Genomic DNA, 20,491 nt, shown 5'->3' with positions numbered 1-20,491 from the left:
TCCTATGAATGGCTGACGAAGGTATCGATGGCGGCAAGGTGCCGCGCCACCGCGTCGGGTGGCAGGAACGATCCTGTGAAGCTGTTGCGCGCAAGCTGGGCCAGATCGTCGCGAGACAGGCCGCGCGCCTGTGCCACCGCGCGATAGTTGTCGGCCACATAGCCGCCGAAATAGGCCGGATCGTCGGAGTTTACCGTCGCCTTCAGCCCCTCGGCAAGCATCCGGTCGATCGGGTGCCCGGCCAGATCGCCCACCACGCACAGCTTGAGATTGGAAAGCGGGCAGACGGTCAGCGTCATGCCATCGCCAGCCAGCCGCCGCACCAGCGCCCCATCTTCCAGCGCGCGGTTGCCGTGGTCGATCCGATCGACTTGGAGCAGGTCCAACGCCTCGTGCACATATTCAGGCGGCCCTTCTTCACCGGCATGGGCCGTGAGCTTCAGCCCCTTTTCCCGCGCCGCCGCGAACACGCGGGCAAACTTCGATGGCGGATGGCCAACCTCGCTCGAATCCAGACCGACGGCAGTGATCCGGTCCAGCCACGGCTCTGCCATCGCCAGCGTCTCGAACGCCGCCTCTTCCGAGAGGTGGCGCAGGAAGCTCATGATCAGGGCGCTGGTCAGCCCGTGCTTCGCCTCGGCCTCGACCATGGCCGAAAGCAGGCCCTCGATCACCGTGGCGAAGGCTATGCCCCGATCGGTGTGGGTCTGCGGATCGAACATGATCTCGGCATGGACCACGCCATCGGCAGCGGCACGGTCAAAGTAGGCCATGGCCAGATCATGGAAATCGGCCTCGGTCTGCAGCACCCCGGCGCCGGCGTAGTAGATGTCGAGAAAGTCCTGCAGGTTCGAAAAGGCATAGGCCGCGCGCACCTCGTCCACGCTGGCATAGGGTATCGCGATGCCGTTGCGTTCGGCCAGCGCGAACATCAGCTCGGGCTCGAGGCTACCCTCGATGTGCAGGTGGAGTTCGGCCTTTGGCAGGCGGGCGATGAAGCTGTCGAGATCGGTCATGCCGCGCACCTTAACCCATCGCGGTCCCAAGCGCATTGCCCCATGACATAGGTCCGCCGCACCGCCCGATCATCGCCCAGCACCTGCAGCGCGAACAACCGCTCCTCGAGCGTCGCCCGGGCCGTCCGGCGCGCGAGCAGCGGCGTGGCCTTGTCATCCAGCACCACGAAGTCTGCCTCCTGCCCCTCGGCCAGCATCCCTACATCGCCATCGATATGCAGCAGGCGCGCAGAGCCTCCGGTCGCCAGCCACAAGGCGCGGAAGGGATCGAGCCGGTAGCCCTTGAACAGCCCCGCCTGATAGGCAATCCCGGCGTTGTGCAGCAGCGAGAGTGAAGTCCCCGCGCCAATGTCTGACCCCAGACCCAGCCGCACGCCATGCCGCTCGGCCTGCGCGAAGTCGAACATGCCCGAGCCCAGAAACAGGTTCGAACTGGGGCAGACTGCCACCCCCGCCCCGCTCTCCGCCAGCCTGGCGCAGGACCGGTCGGGCAGGTGCACGCCATGGGCGAAGACGGATCGCTCGGTCACCAGCCCGAAACGGTCATAGGCGTCGAGATAGTCCGCTGCTTGCGGAAACCGCGCCGCCACTTCGGCAATCTCGCGCGTGTTCTCGGCAAGGTGGGTGTGCAGCAGCACGGTGGGGTGATCGGCCAGTAATTGCCCTGCGCTCTCAAGCTGCGCATCGCTTGATGTCAGCGCAAAGCGCGGCGTCACGGCATAGCCCAGCCGCTCGCGCCGATGCCATCTGGCGATCAGCGCCTTGCTTTCCGCCGCGCCGCTATCTGCCGTATCGCGCAAGCCGTCTGGCCCCAGATCCATCAGCACCTTGCCGCAGATCATGCGAAGCTCGCGCGCCTGCGCGGCCTCGAAGAACGCATCGACGCTGCCTGCATGGACCGTGCCGAATACCAGCGCACTCGTCGTGCCATGGCGCAGCAGCTCGTCCAGAAACGCACCCGCCACCGCGCCCGCATGGGCCGGATCAGCAAAGGCCTGCTCTGCCGGAAAGATGTGCCGCTCCAGCCAGTCGAGCAACTGCTCGCCGTGGCTCGCGATGCAATCGAGCTGCGGATAATGCACGTGTGCGTCGATGAAGCCGGGGACGATCAACCCCTCCAGCCGCTCCACCGCGAGGCCGGGGAAACGCAAAGAGAGATCGGCATGGCTTCCGCGCGCCACGATCCGCCCATGCTCCACAACCAGCAGTCCATCAGCGTCATGCCGCACCGCATCGCAGCCCTCGGCGGGGTCGTTGGAAAGGCTCAGGATTTCGCCACGAAAGCCCTGCAAGCTCATGCCGCCACGGCCTGAACCTGCGCCAAATCCGGCAATTGCAGCAACTGCGCCAACAGGGCGACCGCGATCACGTCAGGCTCCTTGCCCGTCACCCCCGGCAGGCCGATCGGGCAGGTCAGCCGCGCCCGCGCCTCGGCGTTCACACCCTCGCGCTCAAGCCGCGAGAGGAACCGGGCGCGTTTGGTCTGCGATCCGATCAAACCGATGAAGGCCAGCGGCGCGCGGGTCAGCGCCGCATGGGTCAACCGATAGTCCAGCGCATGGTCATGCGTCAGGATCACCAGGGCGGCATCGCTCGGCGCTTCGGCCACGCATTGTGTGATCCCGCTTTCAGGCACGACCGCCACGCCCTCGATCGTCTCGAACACCGGGCGCGTATCGAACCACGCCAGCCGCAGCGGCAACCCGCCCACGTGCCGCGCAATCGCCTGCCCCACATGCCCTGCACCAAACAGATAGAGCGGACGCCGCACCTGCCCGATCGTCTCGGCCAGACGGCTGCCCTCACGCGGGCGGTCCCCCCGCGCCGAAAGCGGCACCGCAGGCCCGTCGCTCACATGCCGCTGCACCGCGCCCGGCTTCAGCTGACTGATCAGAACGCGGCCTTCTGCCGCATCGCCCAGCCAGCCGAGCGCCATGGAATCGACATGCTCCACCAGCAGCCGCACCCGCCCGCCGCAGCACTGCCCCAGCAGCGGCCCCAGCGGATAGTCCTGCACCCGCCACGTCCCCGGCGGATGCGCCAGCACGGCACGCGCCTGCTCCACCGCCCGAAACTCCAGCGCCCCGCCGCCGATGGTGCCATGCTCGCCGCTCGCCGTGACCAGCATCCGCGTCCCCGCCCCGCGCGGCGCGGAGCCTTCGGTGGCGAGCACGCTGATCATCGCGATGGGGCCGCGCGATGGCAATGTGCGGAGCTGTTCGATCCACTCCATCACACCGCCCCCTTATGCGCCGCAATCGCGCGCAGCACCGCTTCGGGCGTGGCGGGAGCATCGAGCGGTGGCAGCTCGCGCCGATCCGGAGCTGTCGCGGCAATCGCGGCGCTGATCGCGCAGAACACCGAATTGGCCAGCATCAGCGGCGGCTCGCCCACCGCCTTTGAACGGTGCACCGTGGGCTTCACGTTCTCCCCGTCCCACAGGTCGATGCGCAGCCGCTTGGGCCGGTCCGCAGCGGTCGGGATCTTGTAGGTCGCGGGCGAATGGTTGAGCAGGCGGCCCTTGTCGTCCCATTCGACGACTTCGGTGGTCAGCCAGCCCTGCCCCTGCACGAACCCGCCCTCGATCTGCCCGCGATCGATCGCCGGGTTCAGCGAACGGCCCACATCGTGCAGGATGTCGACGCTGAGAACCTTGTGCTCGCCGGTCAGCGTATCGACCACGACTTCGGAAACCGCCGCGCCGTAGGCGAAGTAATAGAACGGCCGCCCCTTGTGCGAGGGACGGTCATAGGCGATCTCGGGCGTGGCATAGAACCCCGTTGAGGATAGCGATATGCGCCCGAGATGCGACTTGCGCGCGGCCTCGGCGAAAGTCATCCGCTTATCCCCAGCAATGACGCCGTCCTGCGTAAACACGACCTCCCCGCCGAACAGGCCGCCAAGAAACGCGGCCATCCGCTCGCGGATCGTCATGGCCGCATGGTGCGCCGCCATGCCATTGAGGTCAGCCCCGGACGACGCCGCCGTGGCCGAAGTGTTGGGCACCTTGTCGGTCCGCGTCGCGGTGATCCGCACCTGCCCCACCGGCACCGCGAACACGTCGGCCACGATCTGCGCCACCTTGATATAGAGCCCCTGCCCCATCTCGGTCCCGCCATGGTTCACCTGGATCGACCCATCGGCATAGACATGCACCAGCGCGCCCGCTTGGTTGAGGTGGGTGGTGGTAAAGCTGATCCCGAACTTCACGGGCGTCAGCGCGATGCCCTTCTTCAGCACCGGACTGCCCGCATTGAACGCGGCAATCGCACCGCGCCGCTCATCGTAGCGCGACGTCTCGCGCAGCCGCGCGATCAGCTGCGGCGCGATGTTGTCCTCCAGCTTCATGCCGTAGGGCGTCACATCGCGCTCCGGCCCGTAGAGATTGCGCGCCCGCACCTCCAGCGGATCGAGCCCCAGCCGCGCCGCCACGTGATCGCACACCCGCTCGATCGCCAGCATCCCCTGCGGCCCGCCAAAGCCGCGAAAGGCCGTGGCCGATACCGTGTTGGTCTTCAGCCGCTCCGAAACGATCTCGACATCGGGCAGGAAATAGCAGTTGTCGGCATGGAACATCGTGCGGTCGTTGATGCCGGGCGAGAGGTCCATCGTCGCGCCGCAGCGCCCGCCGAAGCGCAGCTTGACCGCGGTCAGCCGGCCCTCGTCATCATGCCCCGCCTCGTAATCGACCTCGAAATCGTGGCGCTTGCCGGTCACGATCATGTCGTCATCGCGGTCACAGCGAAACTTGGCGGGTCGCCCGGTATGATGCGTCACCAGCGCGGCAGCGGCGGCGAAAAGCGCGGCCTGGCTTTCCTTGCCCCCGAATGCCCCGCCCATGCGCCGCACTTCCACGGTCACGTCGGCGCTGGGCTTGTTCAGCAAAAGCGCGACAAGGTGCTGCACTTCGCTCGGGTGCTGGCTCGAGGAGACGACGTGGATCTGCCCGTCCTCCCCCGCCCGCGCATGGACAACCTGCCCTTCCAGATAGAAGTGATCCTGCGCCCCGATCCTTAGCTTTCCGGCAAGCCGATGTTGCGCAGCATCCAGTGCAGCATCAGCATCGCCCTGCGCCATGCGCTGATCCGCCTCGATCCGCGCATCCGCCGCCCGTGCCTGCGCCACGGTGATCGCGGGGTCCAGCGGCGCATAGTCTATCCGCCCCAGCCGCGCCGCCTTGCGCGCTGCCATCCGCGTTTCTGCAGCCACGAGGAACACCGGCTGCCCATGGCTGACAACCTCGCCATCGGCCAGCACGCGGTCATCATGGGCGATGGGGCCGACGTTGTTTTCGCCGGGTATGTCGCCTGCAACATAGACCCCCACCACGCCCGGAAAGGCGCGCACTTCCGAGAGGTCCATACCCACGATCAGCGCCCGCGCCTGGCTCGAAAGCCCGAACGCGAGATGCAACATGCCCGTCGCTTCCGGCTCATCATCCACGTATCGAGCCAGCCCTGCGACATGGAGGTGCGCACTGTCATGCGGGTTCGAAGGCATTGTGCCTGCAGGCCAGAGCGGATCGGCGTCTGCCATCATCAGGCCTCCACGTCGAGAACCGAGACGGCAGTGCCCTGCTCGCGATGCCACAACCGCCACAGCAGCGCCGCCGCCGCCTCGATGCGATAGGCAGACGTCCCGCGCACGTCGGTCAAAGGCTGGAAGTCCCCGCGCAAGGCCTCTGCCGCAGCGGCAATCGTCGCCTCCACGAACGGCTGCACCACCAGCGCCGCCTCGCATCCGGACGCGCGCCGGGGGGTCGCCGCCATGCCGCCGAAAGCCACCCGCACCGCGGTGATCGTGCCCTGCTCCACCGTCAGCGCAAAGGCTCCCAGCACCGCGGAAATATCGCTGTCGAACCGCCGCGAGAGCTTGGAAATGTGCACCACCGCACCGGCTGCAGGGCGCGGCACGAACACGCTTTCGACAAACTCGCCGGGCTGGCGGTCCTGCTTGCCGTAATCGAGGAAATAGTCCTCCAGCGGCAAGGTCCGCCGCCCCGCCGCAGAGCGCAGCGTCAACTCGGCCCCCAACGCGATCAGCGCTGGCGGCCCGTCACCGATGGGCGAGCCATTGGCGATATTGCCGCAGACCGTAGCGGAGTTGCGCACCTGCAATCCGCCGATGCGCCGCACCAACTCGCCCAGATCCGGATGCAGCCGCGCCATCGCAGGATGAGCCTCGGCATAGCGCACCGCCGCCCCCAGACGCAGGCCCTCGGGCGTTTCCTCGATGCCCTTGAGATCGGCCACATCGCCGATGAACACCACCGTTTCCAGATCGCGCAGGCCCTTGGTCACCCACAGACCGACATCGGTTGCCCCCGCCACGATCCGGGCATCGGGATGCGCCGCCAGAATGTCGGCCAGAGCCTGCGAAGAGCGCGGCGCGAACCACTGCCGTCCTCCGAACGTCCCGCTGGCATCACCGCCCAATCCGGACAGCGCCGCCGCCACATCCGCATCATCCTGCGCAATCTGCGAGACGTTCTCGCCCGCTTCAAGGATCGGCCCGTACCCAGTGCAGCGGCACAGGTTGCCCGCGATCACATCGGCTACCGGCAACTCGCTCCCCAAAGCGCCAATCGCCCGCCCATGCAGCGACATAACGAACCCCGGCGTGCAGAACCCGCACTGGGAACTGCCGTTGGCCGCCATGCAGGATTGCAGTGGATTGAGCGCTCCGCCAACGCCGAGACTCTCCACTGTCATCAATGTCTTGCCGTGCAGCATTGGCAGAAACGCGATGCAGGCATTGACCGCCCGCCACTGAACGTCGGCGCCCTCAGGTTCGCCCACCAGAACCGTGCAGGCCCCGCAATCCCCCTCGGCGCAACCTTCCTTGGTGCCGGTCCTGCGCAGGGCCCCGCGCAGGTAATCCAGCAGCGTGCCCGTAGGATCGCAGTCGGCAATCTCGATCACATCACCATCAAGGAGGAAGCGCACCGCCATCGCTCAGCTTCCCCGATAGGTCGAATAGGCAAAGGGCGAGACAAGTAGCGGCACGTGGTAATGCCCCTCGTCGGCCATGCCGAAGGCGATGCGCACCTCATCCAGAAACGGCAGCTCGGCAAGGGTAACGCCCATGCCGCGGAAATAGTCTGCCACGGCAAAGACCAGCGCGTAGCGCCCCGATGCCAGTTCCGGCACGGCCTCGATTAGTCCCGGACAGCGTCCATCGGTATTGGTTTCGCCAAGGAACAGCACTGCACCCGAATTGTCCTCAAGCCGCAGCTTCACGCCAGCAGCCGGGCAACCATGCATCGTATCGAGCACGTGGGTCGAAAGCGTGGTCATTGCGGCGCTCCTGCTGCGATCCAGCGGCCCAGCGCATCGCGCTCGGCACGGGTCATGCCGGTCATGTTGCCCAGCGGCATGATCTCGGCATCGACGGCCACCTTCTTCACCCGCTCGGCAGCGGCGCGGCTGTGGTCATAGCTGTCGAGCATCACCCCCAATGGCGGCGCGGTGAAAGCCTCGCTGGTCGGCTTGGCGGCGTGGCAACTTGTGCAGTGCTTCTGGAAGATGGGCTCCACGCTGGCCCATGTCGCAGGCAGCTCGGATGTCTCCGCGGCCTGCGCGACCGCAGGCAAAGTCGCCTTCTCTGCCGAAACGTATGTCACGCTCACCAGCGCCATCACGCCGGCCACGACCATCGCCCGCCCGGTCTTCCTGCCCTGATGGCGCAAGTTGAACACATGGCGCACCGCAACGCCGGTCAGCCCCAGCAGCGCCAGCACCAGCCATGGCCGCGCCGCGCCAAAGGTCATCGCGTAATGGTGGCTGATCATGATGAACAGCACCGGCAGCGTCATGTAGTTGTTGTGGACCGAGCGCTGCTTGCCCGCCTTGCCCAGAGCCGGATCGGGCGCTTCCCCTCGCATCAGCTGCGCTACCGCCTTGCGCTGGTTGGGGATGATCACGAAGAACACGTTGGCGGCCATGACCGTGCCGATCATCGCCCCCACATGCAGATAGGCCCCGCGCGCATTGAACACCCGGTCGAGCCCCCATGCGGCCAGCACCAGAAAGGCAAACCACGCCACCCCCAGCACCCGGTTGTCACGCCCCAATGGTGATCGGCACAGCAGATCATAGACCAGCCAGCCCACCACCAGCGATGCGGCCCCTATGCCAATGGCAGCCGCTTGCGAAAGCTGCGCCTTGGCCGGATCGATCAGGAAGCTGTCGGCCCCCACCCAATAGACCAGCACCAGCAGCGAAAAGCCGGTGATCCAGGTGGTATAGGCCTCCCATTTGAACCAGTGCAGATCCTCGGGCATCTTGGCCGGCGCCACGGCATACTTCTGCTTGTGGTAGAACCCGCCACCGTGGACCGACCACACTTCGCCTGTCGCCTCGCCCTCCTTGGGCGGCACCAGATGGTTGTCGAGCCAGACGAAGTAGAACGACGAGCCGATCCACGCGATGCCTGCCGTCAGGTGGAACCAGCGGATCGCCAGGTTCAGCCATTCGCCCCAATCGACACTCACGCCATGTCCTCCAGTCGAAGCCGAACGATCTCGCCGATCTGCGCGATGGCGGTGGCAATTTCGGTCTCGCAGTCATTCGCCAGTCGCGCTTCCATTGCGGCCAGAATCCCCGCCTTGTCGGTCAGCCGCACGCAGATGATGAACGGGAAGCCGAAGCGCTCCCGGTAGGCCGCGTTCAATTCATGGAACTGCGCGAATTCCGCCTCGCTCAGCCGGTCGAGCCCCGCGCTCGCCTGCTCCGCCGCCGAAGCCTCGGTCAGGGTGCGGTCCACCGCCGCCTTCCCGGCAAGTTCGGGGTGCGCCCGGATCAGCGCGAGCTGCTCCTCCGGGCTCGCCGCATGAACCACCGCCATCAGATCGGCATGGCGATCCCCGCTCGATGGCAGGGCATCCGCCCGCGCCTCAACCCAGGGGCTATGCTCGAACAGCGCGGTCACGATGTGCTCCCCTCAAGGCTGACGAGTGCGGAGACGACCTTCCAGCCATCGGCAAACTTCACCCAGGCCTGGCTCTGCCGTCCCCGCCGGTCGCTACCCTCGCGGAAGAACTCGGCGTCCGCCGTGGCAAACCCGTCCCCGTAAACCGTGATAGCCACCTGCCCCAACCGGCGCTGCGGCGATCCGCCGCGCCCTTTGCGAAACTCCCGGATCGCCTCCATGCCCCACAGCACTTCACCCACACCGAAGCGGTTGGTCGTCGGCGCATCGTGGAACAGCGCGTCCATCGCGGGCAGATCGTCCGCCATCAGCGCGCGCTCATAAGCCTGAAACGCAGCGGTCACTTCGGCCAGCAGCACCGGATCGTCGATCGTCACGCCGCGCCTCCCGCATAGGGGTGCAGCGCCAGCCAGTGCCGCGCGATGTCGATCCGCCGCGCGATCCACGCATCGCCGCTTTCGATCACATGGTCGAGGAACCGCGCCACCGCCCGCGCCCGCCCCGGCTTTCCGGCAATGCGCCCATGCAGGCCGACCGACATCATCCGCCCGCCCTCCTCGCGCAATTGCTCGAAAGTGTCGCGCAAGTAGCGGAAGAACTGCTCGCCCTCGGTAAAGCCGTTCAGCGCCACCATCTTCATGTCGTTGGCATCAAGCGAATAGGGCACGATCAATTGCGGCTTCCCATGCCGCACGTCCCAGTAGGGCAAATCGTCGGCATAGCTGTCAGCGTCGTAGAGAAAGCCGCCCTCCTCCACCACCAGCCGCGCCGTGTTGGGCGAGGTGCGCCCCTGATACCAGCCCAGCGGCCGCTCGCCGGTCAGCCTGGTGTGCAGCGCGATGGCCTGCGCAATATGCTCGCGCTCCACCTCTTCGGGCACGTACTGGTAGTCGATCCAGCGTAGCCCGTGGCTCGCGATCTCCCACCCGGCTTCGAGCATCGCCTCGACCGCCGCCGGGTTCATCTCCATCGCCGCTGCCACGCCAAACACCGTCACCGGCACGCGGCGCGCGGCGAACAGCCGGTGCAGCCGCCAGAACCCGGCGCGGCTGCCGTATTCATAAAGGCTTTCCATCGCCATCGCCCGGGCCGGATGGCTCGCCGCCCCGACCATGTCCGACAGGAACGCCTCTGATCCCTTGTCGCCATTCAGCACGGAGTTCTCCGCGCCTTCCTCGTAATTGATCACGAACTGCACGGCGATCCGCGCCCCACCCGGCCATTGCGCGGCGGGAGGGGTTGCGCCGTAACCGGTCAGATCGCGGTGGACGCTCATGCCGCCTCCCACGCCGCAATCGCCGCCGGCACCGCCTCGCCCAGCGGCAGGCTGAAACCTTGCGTCTTGAGGCAGGCCTCAAGCGCGCCCAGCGTCAGCAGCACCTTGTGCCTCATCGCGTTGTAGCCCATCGCGCCCAGCCGCCAGATCCGGCCCTGCAGCGGCCCGAAGGCGGTGCCGATCTCGATCTCGAAGTGATCGCGCATCATCGTGCGGATCGCCTCGCCGTCGACGCCTTCGGGGATGTAGACCCCGGTCACGTTGGTCATGCGGTGGGCATCGTCGCCAAACACCGTCAGCCCCATCGCGCGCAGGCCCGCCGTCATCGCCGCGCCAGCCTTGCGGTGCCGCGCAAACCGCGCCTCCAGCCCCTCGCCCAATGCCACGCGGGCACATTCGCGCGCGGCATAGAGCATCGAGGTCGCCTCGGTGTGGTGGTTCAGCCGCTTGTCCGACCAGTAATCCATGATCATGGCCAGATCGAAGTAGTTGGATGGAATGCGCGGCCCCTTGCCATCTGCAATGTCGTCGCGCCGGATGCCCTGCTCCACATGCCGGCGCGAGAAAATGCGCTGCGCCGCGCGGTCGGAAATGGTGATCGGCGCACTGCCCGAAGGCCCGCCAAGGCACTTCTGCAAGCCGCCCGTCACCACATCCACGCCCCAGCGGTCGCCCGCAATTTCCATTCCGCCCAGCGTCGCCGTCGCATCGACATAGGCAAAGGCCCCCGCCGCCTTGCACAGTGCGCCCAGCCCTTCCAATGGCTGCGCCATGGTCGTCGAGGTATCGCCATGGACCGTCGCCACCACGCTCGGCCCATGCATCTCGATGGCGCGCGCGATCACCTCCAGCGGCACGACCTCGCCCCACGGCGCGCTGACCTGCTCGACCCTTGCCCCCAGCCGCGAGAGGATCTCGGTCAGGAGCAGGCCAAAGCGCCCGAAGTTCACCACCAGCACCGTGTCGCCCGGCTCGACCAGGCTCACCAGCGAAGCCTCGATCGCCGCGCGCGCGGTGCCATCGATCAGCATGGTCCACTGGTTCTGTGTGCCGAAGATCGGTCGGTAGAGCGCCATGACCTGGTTCATGAACCCGGTCATTTCGGGATCGAACTGCCCCAGCAGGTCCGCCGACATCGCCCGCAACACGCGCGGATGGGCGTTGACCGGCCCCGGCCCCATCAGCAGCCGCTGCGGAGGGTCGATTTCGCCGAAGAGAGTCGGATCAAGCGGGCTCAAGACTGGCTCCCAGTTGTTCGATGAAGCCGAGCATGACCTGCAGCGCCACATCGGCATCGGCAGGATCGACATGCTCGGCAGGATTGTGGCTCACCCCGCCCCGGCAGCGGACGAAGAGCATTGCCGTCGGGCAAAGCGCAGCCATGATCATGGCATCGTGCCCCGCGCCCGAAACGAGGCGGAAGGGCGCATGCCCCGCCGCCTCCGTCGCCCGATCGAGCAGGTGCATCAGCGCCGGATCGCAGGGACTGGCGGGAAGGTCGTGGCCCTTGCGCACGGCAAGACCAAGGTCGCGCGCATTGGCGATGGCGCGAAAGCGGCGCAGGATCTCGTCCGCCGCGCCATCGCGGGTGGAGGCACTCGCCGCCCGCACGTCAAGCGTGAACGCGCACTTGCCCGCAATCACGTTGGCCGCGCCCGAAGGCACCTGCACCACGCCCACCGTCGCCACCAGATCGGCAGGCCCCGCCCTGGCCACGCTCTCGGCCGCCAGCACCATTTCGGCCATGCCCGCCACGGCATCACGCCTCAGGTCCATCGCCGTCGTCCCGGCATGGCCCGCCGTCCCGCCCAGTTCGATCTCATAGCGCAATTGCGCGGCAATGCCGGTGACGGTGCCAACCGCAAGCCCTTGCGCCTCCAGCACCGGCCCCTGCTCGATATGCGCCTCGAGATAGGCGATCACCTCGCCCCGGCTTCGCGCCGCCGAAGGGTAGGCCGCCAGATCAACCAGTTCGGCCAGCGCCACGCCCTCGCGGTCCGTCACCTCCAGCGCCGCCGGATGGAGCGTGCCCGCCACCGCCCGGCTCGTCAGCATCGCCGCAGGAAAGCGCGAGCCTTCCTCGTCCCCGAAGGCATAGACCTCGATGGCAAAGGGCAGGCGCGCGGCCTTCGCGTGGAGCGCCGCCACCGCCTCCACGCCCAGCATGATCCCCAGCGGCCCGTCATAGGCCCCGGCATTGCGCACGCTGTCGAGGTGGCTCCCGATCACCAGCGCGGGCGAACCTCCCACCACACCTTCATAACGCCCGATCAGGTTCATCGCCGCATCGCGCCGCACCGTCATCCCGGCCTCGGCCATCCATCCGGCCAGCCGGTCCTGCGCGGCATTGTAGGCTGGCGAAAGATAGGTCCGCGTCAGCCCGCTTGCGCTGTCGCTGAACGGCGGCACCGTCAGCTCGTCGCACCGCAGGACAGCGCGCGCGCCACTCACCACGCCGCCACTCCGCCATCGCTGCGCGGATCGGTCGCGCCTTCCAGATGCCCGTCGCCATGGCGCACGATAGCGCCCGCATGCCCCATCGTCGCGGTCAGTGGCCCCACACGCTCTACATCGTGCCCCGCTTCGGCCAGCGCTTCGTAAAGCGCCGGATCGAACCCGTCCTCCAGCTTGAGCGTGGTGGACTGTTCCCCCCACGTCCGCCCCAGCAACCAGCGCGGCGCGCAGATCGCATCCTGCAAGTCCGCGCCAAAACGCGCATAGCGGCTGAACAGTGCGGCCTGCGTCTGCGGCTGCCCTTCGCCGCCCATCGTGCCATAGGCCATGACGCGCCCGTCATCGAACCGCGCCAGAGCGGGGTTCAGCGTGTGGAACGGCTTGCGCCCCGGCTTCAGCGCATTCCACCCGTCTGCCGCCAGCCGGAAGCTGCTCCCCCGGTTCTGCCAGGTGATCCCGGTCCTCGGCAGCACCAGCCCCGATCCGAACTCGAAGTAGGTCGACTGGATCGCGCTGACCACGCGCCCCTCGCCGTCCGCTGCCCCGAACCAGCAGGTATCCCCCCACTGCGGCGGCTGCGGCCATGCCAGGGCCTTTGCCGGATCGATCCGGGCGGCCAGTTCATCCAGCGCTGCGTGATCGGACAGCAACCCCTGCCAGTCAAAGTCATGATACGCCGGATCGCCCACATGCACATCGCGCAGCAAAAACGCCTGCTTGGTCGCCTCGACCAGCCCGTGGACGTGATCGAACCCGTCTGCCGTATCCGCCGCCAGCCGGTCGAACAGCGCAAGGATCACCAACGAGGCGAACCCCTGCGTCGGCGGCGCGCTGTTCCACAACCGGCAATCGTGCAGCCGCGTCGTCAGCGGCGCGGGCCGGGTCGCCTCATGCGCGGCAAGATCGGCAGCCGAAACCGGACTGCCCAGCGCCGCCAGATCCTCGGCAATATCTGCCGCCAGCGGCCCGGTGTAGAAGCTCTCCAGCCCCTCTTCGCACAATCGCCGCAATGTCTGCGCCAGCACCGACTGACGCAGCACATCGCCCTCATGAAGCGGACGGCCTTGCGGCTCGAAGACATGCGCATAAGCCCCCGGCTGCACCCGCAACTCCGGCCCCTTGGCAGTGGCAATCGCGGCATGCCCTGCCGGAACTGCCACCCCCGCCTCGCCATGGGCAATCGCATCGCGCAGCAGGCGCGACAGCGGCAGCGATCCGCCCGCGCTCTCAAGCGCCGCTGCCCACCCCGAAATCGTCCCCGCCACGGTATTGGCCGCCAGTGGCCCCCGGAATGGCACCGCCTCCAGCCCCGCATAAAGCTCAAGCGAGGCCGCCTGCGCCGCCCCGCCGCAGCCATGGATGCCATGCACCGCGCCATCGGGCTCGTGGATCACCCAGAACCCGTCCCCGCCGATCCCGGTCATGTGCGGATAGACCACGGCAAGGCACGCGGCGACCGCCACGGTCGCCTCCACCGCATTGCCGCCGTCCTGCAGCACCGAAAGCCCTGCCTCTGCCGCAAGCCAATGCGGCGCGGTGACCATGCCCTTCGTTCCGGTGACGGTTTCGAGAGCCATCGCGATCAGTCCGGCAGCGCGGCGAGATAGGCGCGCACGACATGCGCCGAATTGACCGAGGCGAGGTGCTCGAACGTGTCCTCCATGTTCTTGTGCTTGTCACCGCCAGCAAGGTCGGAAAGGCTGCGGAAGACGATGGCCGGGACCATGTTGGAATAGGCCACCTGCATCACCGCCGCGCTTTCCATGTCCAGCACGCGCGCGCCCCAGGCCTTGTGCAGGTAGATACGGAACTCGGCATTGTCGGCATAGATGCCCGCCGTCACCCCGGTCCCGCCAATCGCGATCTTGGGCACGCTCGGCAGGCACAGCTCCGATCCTTCGAGCATCTTTTCCGAAGGTGGCACGCAGCGTTCCAGCGTGATCGAAGGCACCACCTTGCGCGCCAGATCGAGCAGCCCTGCGTCCACCGGCACGCGATAGATGCGCTTCGGAGCCGTGGCGGCATTGGCCATCACCGTCCCGCGCGGGAAGATGAAGAACCAGTTGGCCGGGCTTTCCGCGCTGCCCTTGTCGGGCGGCATCCACCCGCCCTTGGTCTTGCGCGCGAACGAGGCCTCGAGATACTGCCCCCAGTTCTCGGCCACGATCACGTCCCCGATCGAAAGCTTGGGGTCCACCCCGCCCGCAATCCCGGAAAAGACGATGCGCTTCACGCTGAACCGGTCGAGCACCAGCTGCGTGTTCATCGCGGCATTCACCACGCTGACCCCGCTCTGCATCAGCACCACCGGCTTGCCTTCCATCGTTCCGGTCAGGAACGTGCCGCCGTTGATCGAATGCTCTTTCGCATCCTTCACCGTATGGACGAGCGCGTTCCATTCCGGCCGGAACGCGGTCATCACCACGGTGCGCGGGGTATCATCGAGCTTCTGCGCCTGCGCACTCGCAGGCAGGAGCAGCGTGGCGAGGGCGAAGGCAATCTTCCGGATCATGCAGCGGCCATCCAGGCAAAGCGCGCCACGAACAGCGCGGCGAGGGTGAACAGGAACCAGTCCTTGGTGCTCGCCTTGCCCTTGAGCAGCTTGAGCAGGGCGTGGGCGGTGATGCCGAAGGCAAGGCCATTGGCGATCGAGAACGTCAGCGGGATCATCGCCACGGTGAGGAACGCCGGGATCGCCGCCATCGGGTCTTCCCAGTCGACCTCGGTCAAGGGCAACAGCATCAGCCCGCCAACCACGACGAGCGCGGGCGCAGTCGCCGCCAGCGGCACCAGCTGCGCATAGGGCGCGACGAACATCGTGGCGAAGAACAGCAGCCCGCAGACCACCGCCGTCAGCCCTGTGCGCCCGCCCGCCTGCACGCCCGCAGCGCTCTCGACATAGCTGGTGACCGTGCTGGTCCCCGCCATCGCGCCGACCATCGTTGCCACGGCATCGGTCATCAGGATGCGGTTGAGGCCCGGAATCTTGCCCGCCGCGTCCATCAGCCCGGCCCGCTTGGTCACGGCCACCAGCGTGCCGATATTGTCGAACAGGTCGACGAACAGGAACACGAACAGGATTTCCAGCAACCCGATGCCGTGCTTTCCCGAAAGCCCGAATACGCCCGCGATATCCAGTTGGAACGCGGTCCCGGTCAGCGCGGCCAGGCTGTAAGGCTCGGTCGGCGCACTGACCAGGCCCACGATCCACGCGGCAATCGTCGTCAGCACGATGCCGATCAGCATCGCCGCGCGCACGTTCCACACGCTCAATGTACCGATCACCACCAGCCCGAACAGCGCCAGCGCCGGTCCCGGCTGCGTCACGCTGCCAAGACCGACGAACGTGGCGGGATTGGCCACGACGATGCCTGCGTCCTTCAGCCCGATGAAGCCGATGAACAGCCCGATCCCGCCCGCAACGGCGGCAAACAGGTGCTGCGGAATGACCGAGACGATCAGCTGCCGCACGCCCGTCAGCGTCAGAATCAGGAACGCCACGCCCGAGATGAACACGCAGCCCAGCGCCACCGGCCAGGGCACACCCATCTGCTGCACCACGGTAAAGCTGAAATAGGCGTTCAGCCCCATCCCCGGCGCCAGCGCCAGCGGCGTGTTCGCCACCATGCCCATCAGGATCGAGGCAAAGGCCGCGGCAAAGCAGGTCGCCGCCGCAACCGAGGCCACCGGCATGCCTGCCTGCCCAAGGATCGCCGGGTTGACCAGCACGATATAGGCCATGGTCAGGAAGGTGGTGAATCCCGCCAGCACCTCGGTCCGCGTATTGGTCCCGCGCTCGCGCATCCGGAAGTGGCGTTCGAGCATGCCGCCCTCAGCCCCCGATGCCCCAGTGGTTTCCCCCGTCATATCAGTTCCCCCGCAATCGAGCGCTCCGGCGCGCTCACGCCGGTCAATCCCTCATTTTCAAGCCGCGCAGCAAGCGCCAGCAGCGCGCCCTCGCCCCCCGGCTTGCCGATCAGCTGCAGCCCCAGCGGCAGCGCGCCCGGCCTGTGCAGCGGCACCGCCAGCGATGGCAGGCCGGTGAACGTGATCGGCTGCGTATGAATCCCAAGGTCCGCCCGCGCCGGGCTCAGCGCCCCGTCGATCATGATGCGCGGATCTTCGATCAGCGGCGCAGAGCAAGGCGTGGCAGGGGCCACAAGCACGTCGAAATCCGCAATCAGCCCCTCCAGCCGCGCCAGAAAGTCTGCGCGGAAGGCGAGCGCCCTGCCGTAAAGCTCATCCGGCAGGAGCGCGCCTGCAATCAGCCGATCCCGCACCGCCGGGTCGTAGTCCATCGCCCGCGTGGCCAGCGTATCGCGGTGCAGGTGCCCGCCCTCGAACGCGGTGATCAGGAACGCCGCGCTGCGCGCCCGCGCAATGTCAGGCAGTTCCACCAGCGGCGCATGCGCCGCGATCGCGTCGATAGCCGCCAGCTGCGCCGGATCGGCATTCTCGTGGAACCGCCCGCCCAGCCGCGCAATGCGCACATCGCCGGTCCATTCCGGCACCGCTTCACCCCGCAGCACGCCCCACACCAGCGCCATGTCGGCAAGGTTGGCGGTAAACGGCCCGATGTCGTCAAAGCTCTCGGCAAAGGGATAAGTCCCCGCCACCGGCAACGATCCATGCGCGCACTTCAGCCCATAGAGCCCGCACAGGCTGGCGGGCACGCGAATAGACCCGTTGGTGTCAGACCCCAGCGCGATCGGCACCAACCCCGCCGCCACCACCGCCGCCGAACCTCCCGAAGATCCCCCCGCCAGCCGTGCCGGATCATGCGGGTTGCGCGTCGTCCCATAAGTCGCGTTGATCGTGGCAAAGCCATAGGCGAACTCGTCCATGTTGAGCGTCGCCACCAGCACCGCGCCCGCCGCCTGCAACCGGCAGACCGCCTCGGCATCGCCCTGCGCAGGCGCAGCGCCCGCCAACACCGCAGAACCTGCCGTCGTCGGCAAGCCCTCCACGTCGAACAGGTCCTTCACCCCATAGGGCACGCCCGCCAGCGGTCCCGGATCGTCGCCGCGGGCGACCAAGGCATCCACCGCCGCCGCCTCGGCCAGAGCGCGCTCTTCCAGAATCCGCGTGACGGCAACATGCGCATCGGCCTTGAGCGCGGCAATCGCCTGCGCGGCCAGCGTGGATGCACTGACCTGTCCCGCCCGCACAGCAGCGGCGATCTCGACAGCCGATCTCATGCCCCGCCCCCGCCCACTTTGCCGCCATCCAGCACCCGCGCATGGCGCGTCAGCAGTTCGAGATTGGCAACCACACCCGCGCGGCACGCCTCAGGTATCGGCAAGCCAATCGCCTGCGCCCGTGCCAGCGCCGCCGCCTCATCCTGCGGCGGAAGGATCGCAGCGGCTGCATCCAGCTCGCGCCGATAGCGTCCCGCCAGCCAGGCGCAGACGAACAGCTGCAACTGGTGGAAGATCATCAGCGGCAGGATCACCATGCCCACTTGCGCCGGCGCAAACAGCGCGCCCGCCATGGGCACGCCCGAAACAAGGCTCTTCTTCGATCCGCAGAACAGCAGCACGATGGCATCCTCGCGCGGCAGGCCAACAAGCTTCGCCACCACGCCATTGACCGCGATCACCACCCCCAGGATCACCGCCGAGGCCAGCAGCAACACGCCAAGGTCAAACGGCCCGACCCGGCTCCACACCCCGTTCGCCACCGCCGCGCTGAACGCCGAATAGACCACCAGCAGCACCGACGACCGGTCCACCGGTTGCAGCAGCTTCTTGTGCGCATCGACCCATTTGCCAATCACCGGCCGTAGCAGATGCCCCGCCACGAACGGCAGGAGCAATTGCGTTGCAATTTTCTGCACGGACGAGAATCCGTCGACTCCGCCGTCGCCGCCCGAATGGATGAACAGCGCCACCAGCAGCGGCGTCAGCACGATCCCGACAAGGTTGGAAAGCGAGGCAGAGCACACCGCCGCCGCCACGTTGCCCCCCGCCATCGCGGTGAACGCGATGGAGCTTTGCACCGTCGATGGCAGCAGCGCGAGGAACAGCAGACCCATCGCCAGCGCCGGATCGATCACCATCCCCGCGACCCTTGCCGCGCCCAGCCCCAGCAGCGGAAACAGCAGGTAGGTAAAGCCCAGCGCCAGCAGATGCAGCCGCCAGTTGCCGATGCCCGCCAGCACCGCCTCGCGGCTCAGCTTTGCGCCATGGAGGAAGAACAGCAGCACGATCGCCGCATCCGCCGCCACATCGAACGCTTCGAGCGCAACGCCTCGCGCCGGCAGCAGGCTCGCCGCCACGACCGTGCCCACCAGCCAGAGCAGGAACGGATCGACCGAGGGAAGTTTGCTGCGCGTGGCCATGGCTCGTCCCGCTATGCCCCGCCCCACCCTACCGATCCAACGCAATGATCGGCACACATCGTTGCAAAAAAGAGAGCGCCCCCACCCACGCCTACTCCGCCGCCACCAGAGCGGGCTCCTCATCAGCCGTCTCGCGCGGCAGCATCAGGTTGAGCACGATGGCGAGCACCGCCGCTGGCAGCACGCCCGATGTCAGCAGCACCCGCGCCGTCTCGGGCAAGTGCGCCACCGCGTCGGGCTCCAGCTGCAGGCCCAGCGCCAGCGACAGGCTCACCCCGAAGACCAGCATGTTGCGCTGGTTCCATTCCACCGAAGCCAGCATCGAGAGCGCCGCCGAGGCGACCATGCCGAACATCACGATCACCCCGCCGCCCAGCACTTCGATGGGGATCGTCGTCACCACCGCGCCGATCTTGGGCACCAGTCCGCACAGGATCAGGAACACCGCGCCCAGCGTGACGACATGGCGGCTCATCATGCCGGTTATCGCGATCAGGCCCACGTTCTGGCTGAACGTCGTGTTGGGCATCGCCCCGAACACCGCCGCCAGCGCTGTGCCCACGCCATCCGCCGCCACCGCGCCCTGAAGCTCCGCATCGGTCGCGGGCCGTCCCGCCGTCCCCTCGCAGATCGCTTCCACATCGCCGATGGATTCGATCGAGGAGACGAACCCGGTCAACACGAAGCCGAGGATGGCCGAAGCGGAAAGCGCAAAGCCGAAATGGAACGGGCTCGGCAGCATGGCAACCGGAGCGCTCGCCACCGCATCGAACGAGATCCGCCCCATCGCCAGCGCCACCGCATATCCAGCCAGCAACCCCAGCAGCACCGAAGCCGTCGACCAGATCCCCCGCGCAAAGAACTTGAGCCCCAGCGTCGCCAGCACGACAACCGCCGCCAGCAGCCAGCTTTGCCCCGCGCCGAATGCAGGCGTCCCGATGGCCGGAACCCCACCCGCCGAATATTGCACCCCGATCCGCATCAGCGACAGGCCGATCATCAGCACCACCAGCCCGGTGATCAGCGGCGGCAGGGCAAAGCGCACGCGGCCCACGAACATGCTCAAGATCCCGTGCACCAGTCCGCCGATCAGCGCCGCCGTGGTCAGCGCGGCCATCGCCTCCACGCCCTTGCCCGCCACGATCGGGATCATCACCGGGATATAGGCAAAGCTCGTCCCCTGCACCAAGGGCAGCCGCGCCCCGATTGGACCCACGCCCACCGCCTGCAGCAGCGTGGCGATACCGGCAAACAGCATCGACATCTGGATCATGTAGATCAGCGCCGAAGGATCGGGCGATCCGAAGCCGAAGCCAGCCGCGCCTGCAATGATGATCGGCGGAGTCAGGTTCGATACGAACATCGCCAGCACGTGCTGCACGCCCAGCGGAATGGCGAGGCCAAAGCCGGGGAAGAAATCGGGATCGCGCGCCTGATCGCGGGTCACTGCTGCGGGCAAGGCCATGCCGTCCCCCC

General features: G+C 67.3%; 18 protein-coding genes. All 18 read right to left on the bottom strand.

The window, feature by feature from the left end; all coding sequences use genetic code 11:
- Positions 1–2: 2 nt before the first annotated feature.
- Positions 3–1,016 (bottom strand): adenosine deaminase, encoded by a 1,014-nt coding sequence (locus IQ25_RS06395; RefSeq protein ID WP_144903889.1) that lies wholly within the window; start codon positions 1,014–1,016, stop codon positions 3–5.
- The gene (guaD, locus tag IQ25_RS06390; RefSeq protein ID WP_144903887.1) at positions 1,013–2,314 is read right to left on the bottom strand and encodes a guanine deaminase; all 1,302 of its coding nucleotides are present in this window, start codon (positions 2,312–2,314) and stop codon (positions 1,013–1,015) included. Before guaD ends, IQ25_RS06395 begins: the two co-directional genes overlap by 4 nt.
- On the bottom strand, positions 2,311–3,249 hold the full coding sequence (xdhC, locus tag IQ25_RS06385) for a xanthine dehydrogenase accessory protein XdhC (protein ID WP_181447195.1): 939 nt from the start codon (positions 3,247–3,249) through the stop codon (positions 2,311–2,313). The genes guaD and xdhC overlap by 4 nt, the downstream gene beginning before the upstream one ends.
- Positions 3,249–5,552 (bottom strand): xanthine dehydrogenase molybdopterin binding subunit, encoded by a 2,304-nt coding sequence (xdhB, locus tag IQ25_RS06380; protein WP_144904245.1) that lies wholly within the window; start codon positions 5,550–5,552, stop codon positions 3,249–3,251. The genes xdhC and xdhB overlap by 1 nt, the downstream gene beginning before the upstream one ends.
- A 2-nt stretch (positions 5,553–5,554) precedes the next feature.
- The gene (xdhA, locus tag IQ25_RS06375; protein WP_144903883.1) at positions 5,555–6,967 is read right to left on the bottom strand and encodes a xanthine dehydrogenase small subunit; all 1,413 of its coding nucleotides are present in this window, start codon (positions 6,965–6,967) and stop codon (positions 5,555–5,557) included.
- A 3-nt stretch (positions 6,968–6,970) separates the two neighbouring features.
- A complete protein-coding gene (gene uraH, locus IQ25_RS06370) occupies positions 6,971–7,312 on the bottom strand; it encodes a hydroxyisourate hydrolase (protein WP_144903881.1) in 342 nt (113 codons plus the stop codon).
- Positions 7,309–8,508 (bottom strand): urate hydroxylase PuuD, encoded by a 1,200-nt coding sequence (locus IQ25_RS06365; RefSeq protein WP_144903879.1) that lies wholly within the window; start codon positions 8,506–8,508, stop codon positions 7,309–7,311. Before IQ25_RS06365 ends, uraH begins: the two co-directional genes overlap by 4 nt.
- A complete protein-coding gene (gene uraD / locus IQ25_RS06360; protein ID WP_144903877.1) occupies positions 8,505–8,945 on the bottom strand; it encodes a 2-oxo-4-hydroxy-4-carboxy-5-ureidoimidazoline decarboxylase in 441 nt (146 codons plus the stop codon). The genes IQ25_RS06365 and uraD overlap by 4 nt, the downstream gene beginning before the upstream one ends.
- Entirely contained in the window at positions 8,942–9,322 is a 381-nt protein-coding gene (hpxZ, locus tag IQ25_RS06355) for an oxalurate catabolism protein HpxZ (protein WP_144903875.1), read from the bottom strand. Before hpxZ ends, uraD begins: the two co-directional genes overlap by 4 nt.
- On the bottom strand, positions 9,319–10,221 hold the full coding sequence (puuE, locus tag IQ25_RS06350; protein ID WP_144903873.1) for an allantoinase PuuE: 903 nt from the start codon (positions 10,219–10,221) through the stop codon (positions 9,319–9,321). The genes hpxZ and puuE overlap by 4 nt, the downstream gene beginning before the upstream one ends.
- Positions 10,218–11,402, bottom strand: coding sequence for a pyridoxal-phosphate-dependent aminotransferase family protein (locus IQ25_RS06345; RefSeq protein ID WP_220094532.1), 1,185 nt, complete (start codon positions 11,400–11,402; stop codon positions 10,218–10,220). Before IQ25_RS06345 ends, puuE begins: the two co-directional genes overlap by 4 nt.
- Positions 11,403–11,445: 43 nt before the next feature.
- On the bottom strand, positions 11,446–12,675 hold the full coding sequence (locus IQ25_RS06340; RefSeq protein WP_144903871.1) for an allantoate amidohydrolase: 1,230 nt from the start codon (positions 12,673–12,675) through the stop codon (positions 11,446–11,448).
- Complete coding sequence (locus tag IQ25_RS06335) at positions 12,669–14,252, bottom strand: gamma-glutamyltransferase family protein (protein ID WP_144903869.1); 1,584 nt, start codon at positions 14,250–14,252, stop codon at positions 12,669–12,671. The genes IQ25_RS06340 and IQ25_RS06335 overlap by 7 nt, the downstream gene beginning before the upstream one ends.
- Before the next feature lie 5 nt (positions 14,253–14,257).
- Complete coding sequence (locus IQ25_RS06330) at positions 14,258–15,187, bottom strand: 5'-methylthioadenosine/S-adenosylhomocysteine nucleosidase (protein WP_144903867.1); 930 nt, start codon at positions 15,185–15,187, stop codon at positions 14,258–14,260.
- Positions 15,184–16,542: an NCS2 family permease gene (locus IQ25_RS06325; protein ID WP_144903865.1), complete on the bottom strand. Its 1,359-nt coding sequence runs from the start codon at positions 16,540–16,542 to the stop codon at positions 15,184–15,186. The genes IQ25_RS06330 and IQ25_RS06325 overlap by 4 nt, the downstream gene beginning before the upstream one ends.
- A complete protein-coding gene (locus tag IQ25_RS06320; RefSeq protein ID WP_144903863.1) occupies positions 16,539–17,873 on the bottom strand; it encodes an AtzE family amidohydrolase in 1,335 nt (444 codons plus the stop codon). The genes IQ25_RS06325 and IQ25_RS06320 overlap by 4 nt, the downstream gene beginning before the upstream one ends.
- Positions 17,870–19,015 (bottom strand): AtzG-like protein, encoded by a 1,146-nt coding sequence (locus IQ25_RS06315; protein ID WP_144903861.1) that lies wholly within the window; start codon positions 19,013–19,015, stop codon positions 17,870–17,872. Before IQ25_RS06315 ends, IQ25_RS06320 begins: the two co-directional genes overlap by 4 nt.
- Positions 19,016–19,106: 91 nt before the next feature.
- The gene (locus IQ25_RS06310) at positions 19,107–20,480 is read right to left on the bottom strand and encodes a uracil-xanthine permease family protein (protein WP_144903859.1); all 1,374 of its coding nucleotides are present in this window, start codon (positions 20,478–20,480) and stop codon (positions 19,107–19,109) included.
- Positions 20,481–20,491 lie beyond the last annotated feature (11 nt).

It is taken from the genome of Novosphingobium taihuense, from assembly GCF_007830315.1.
In the GTDB taxonomy this organism is placed as follows: Bacteria; Pseudomonadota; Alphaproteobacteria; order Sphingomonadales; family Sphingomonadaceae; genus Novosphingobium; species Novosphingobium taihuense.
The sequence above is the reverse complement of the archived record's forward strand: the minus strand, read 5'-3'. Positions and strand labels throughout refer to the sequence as shown.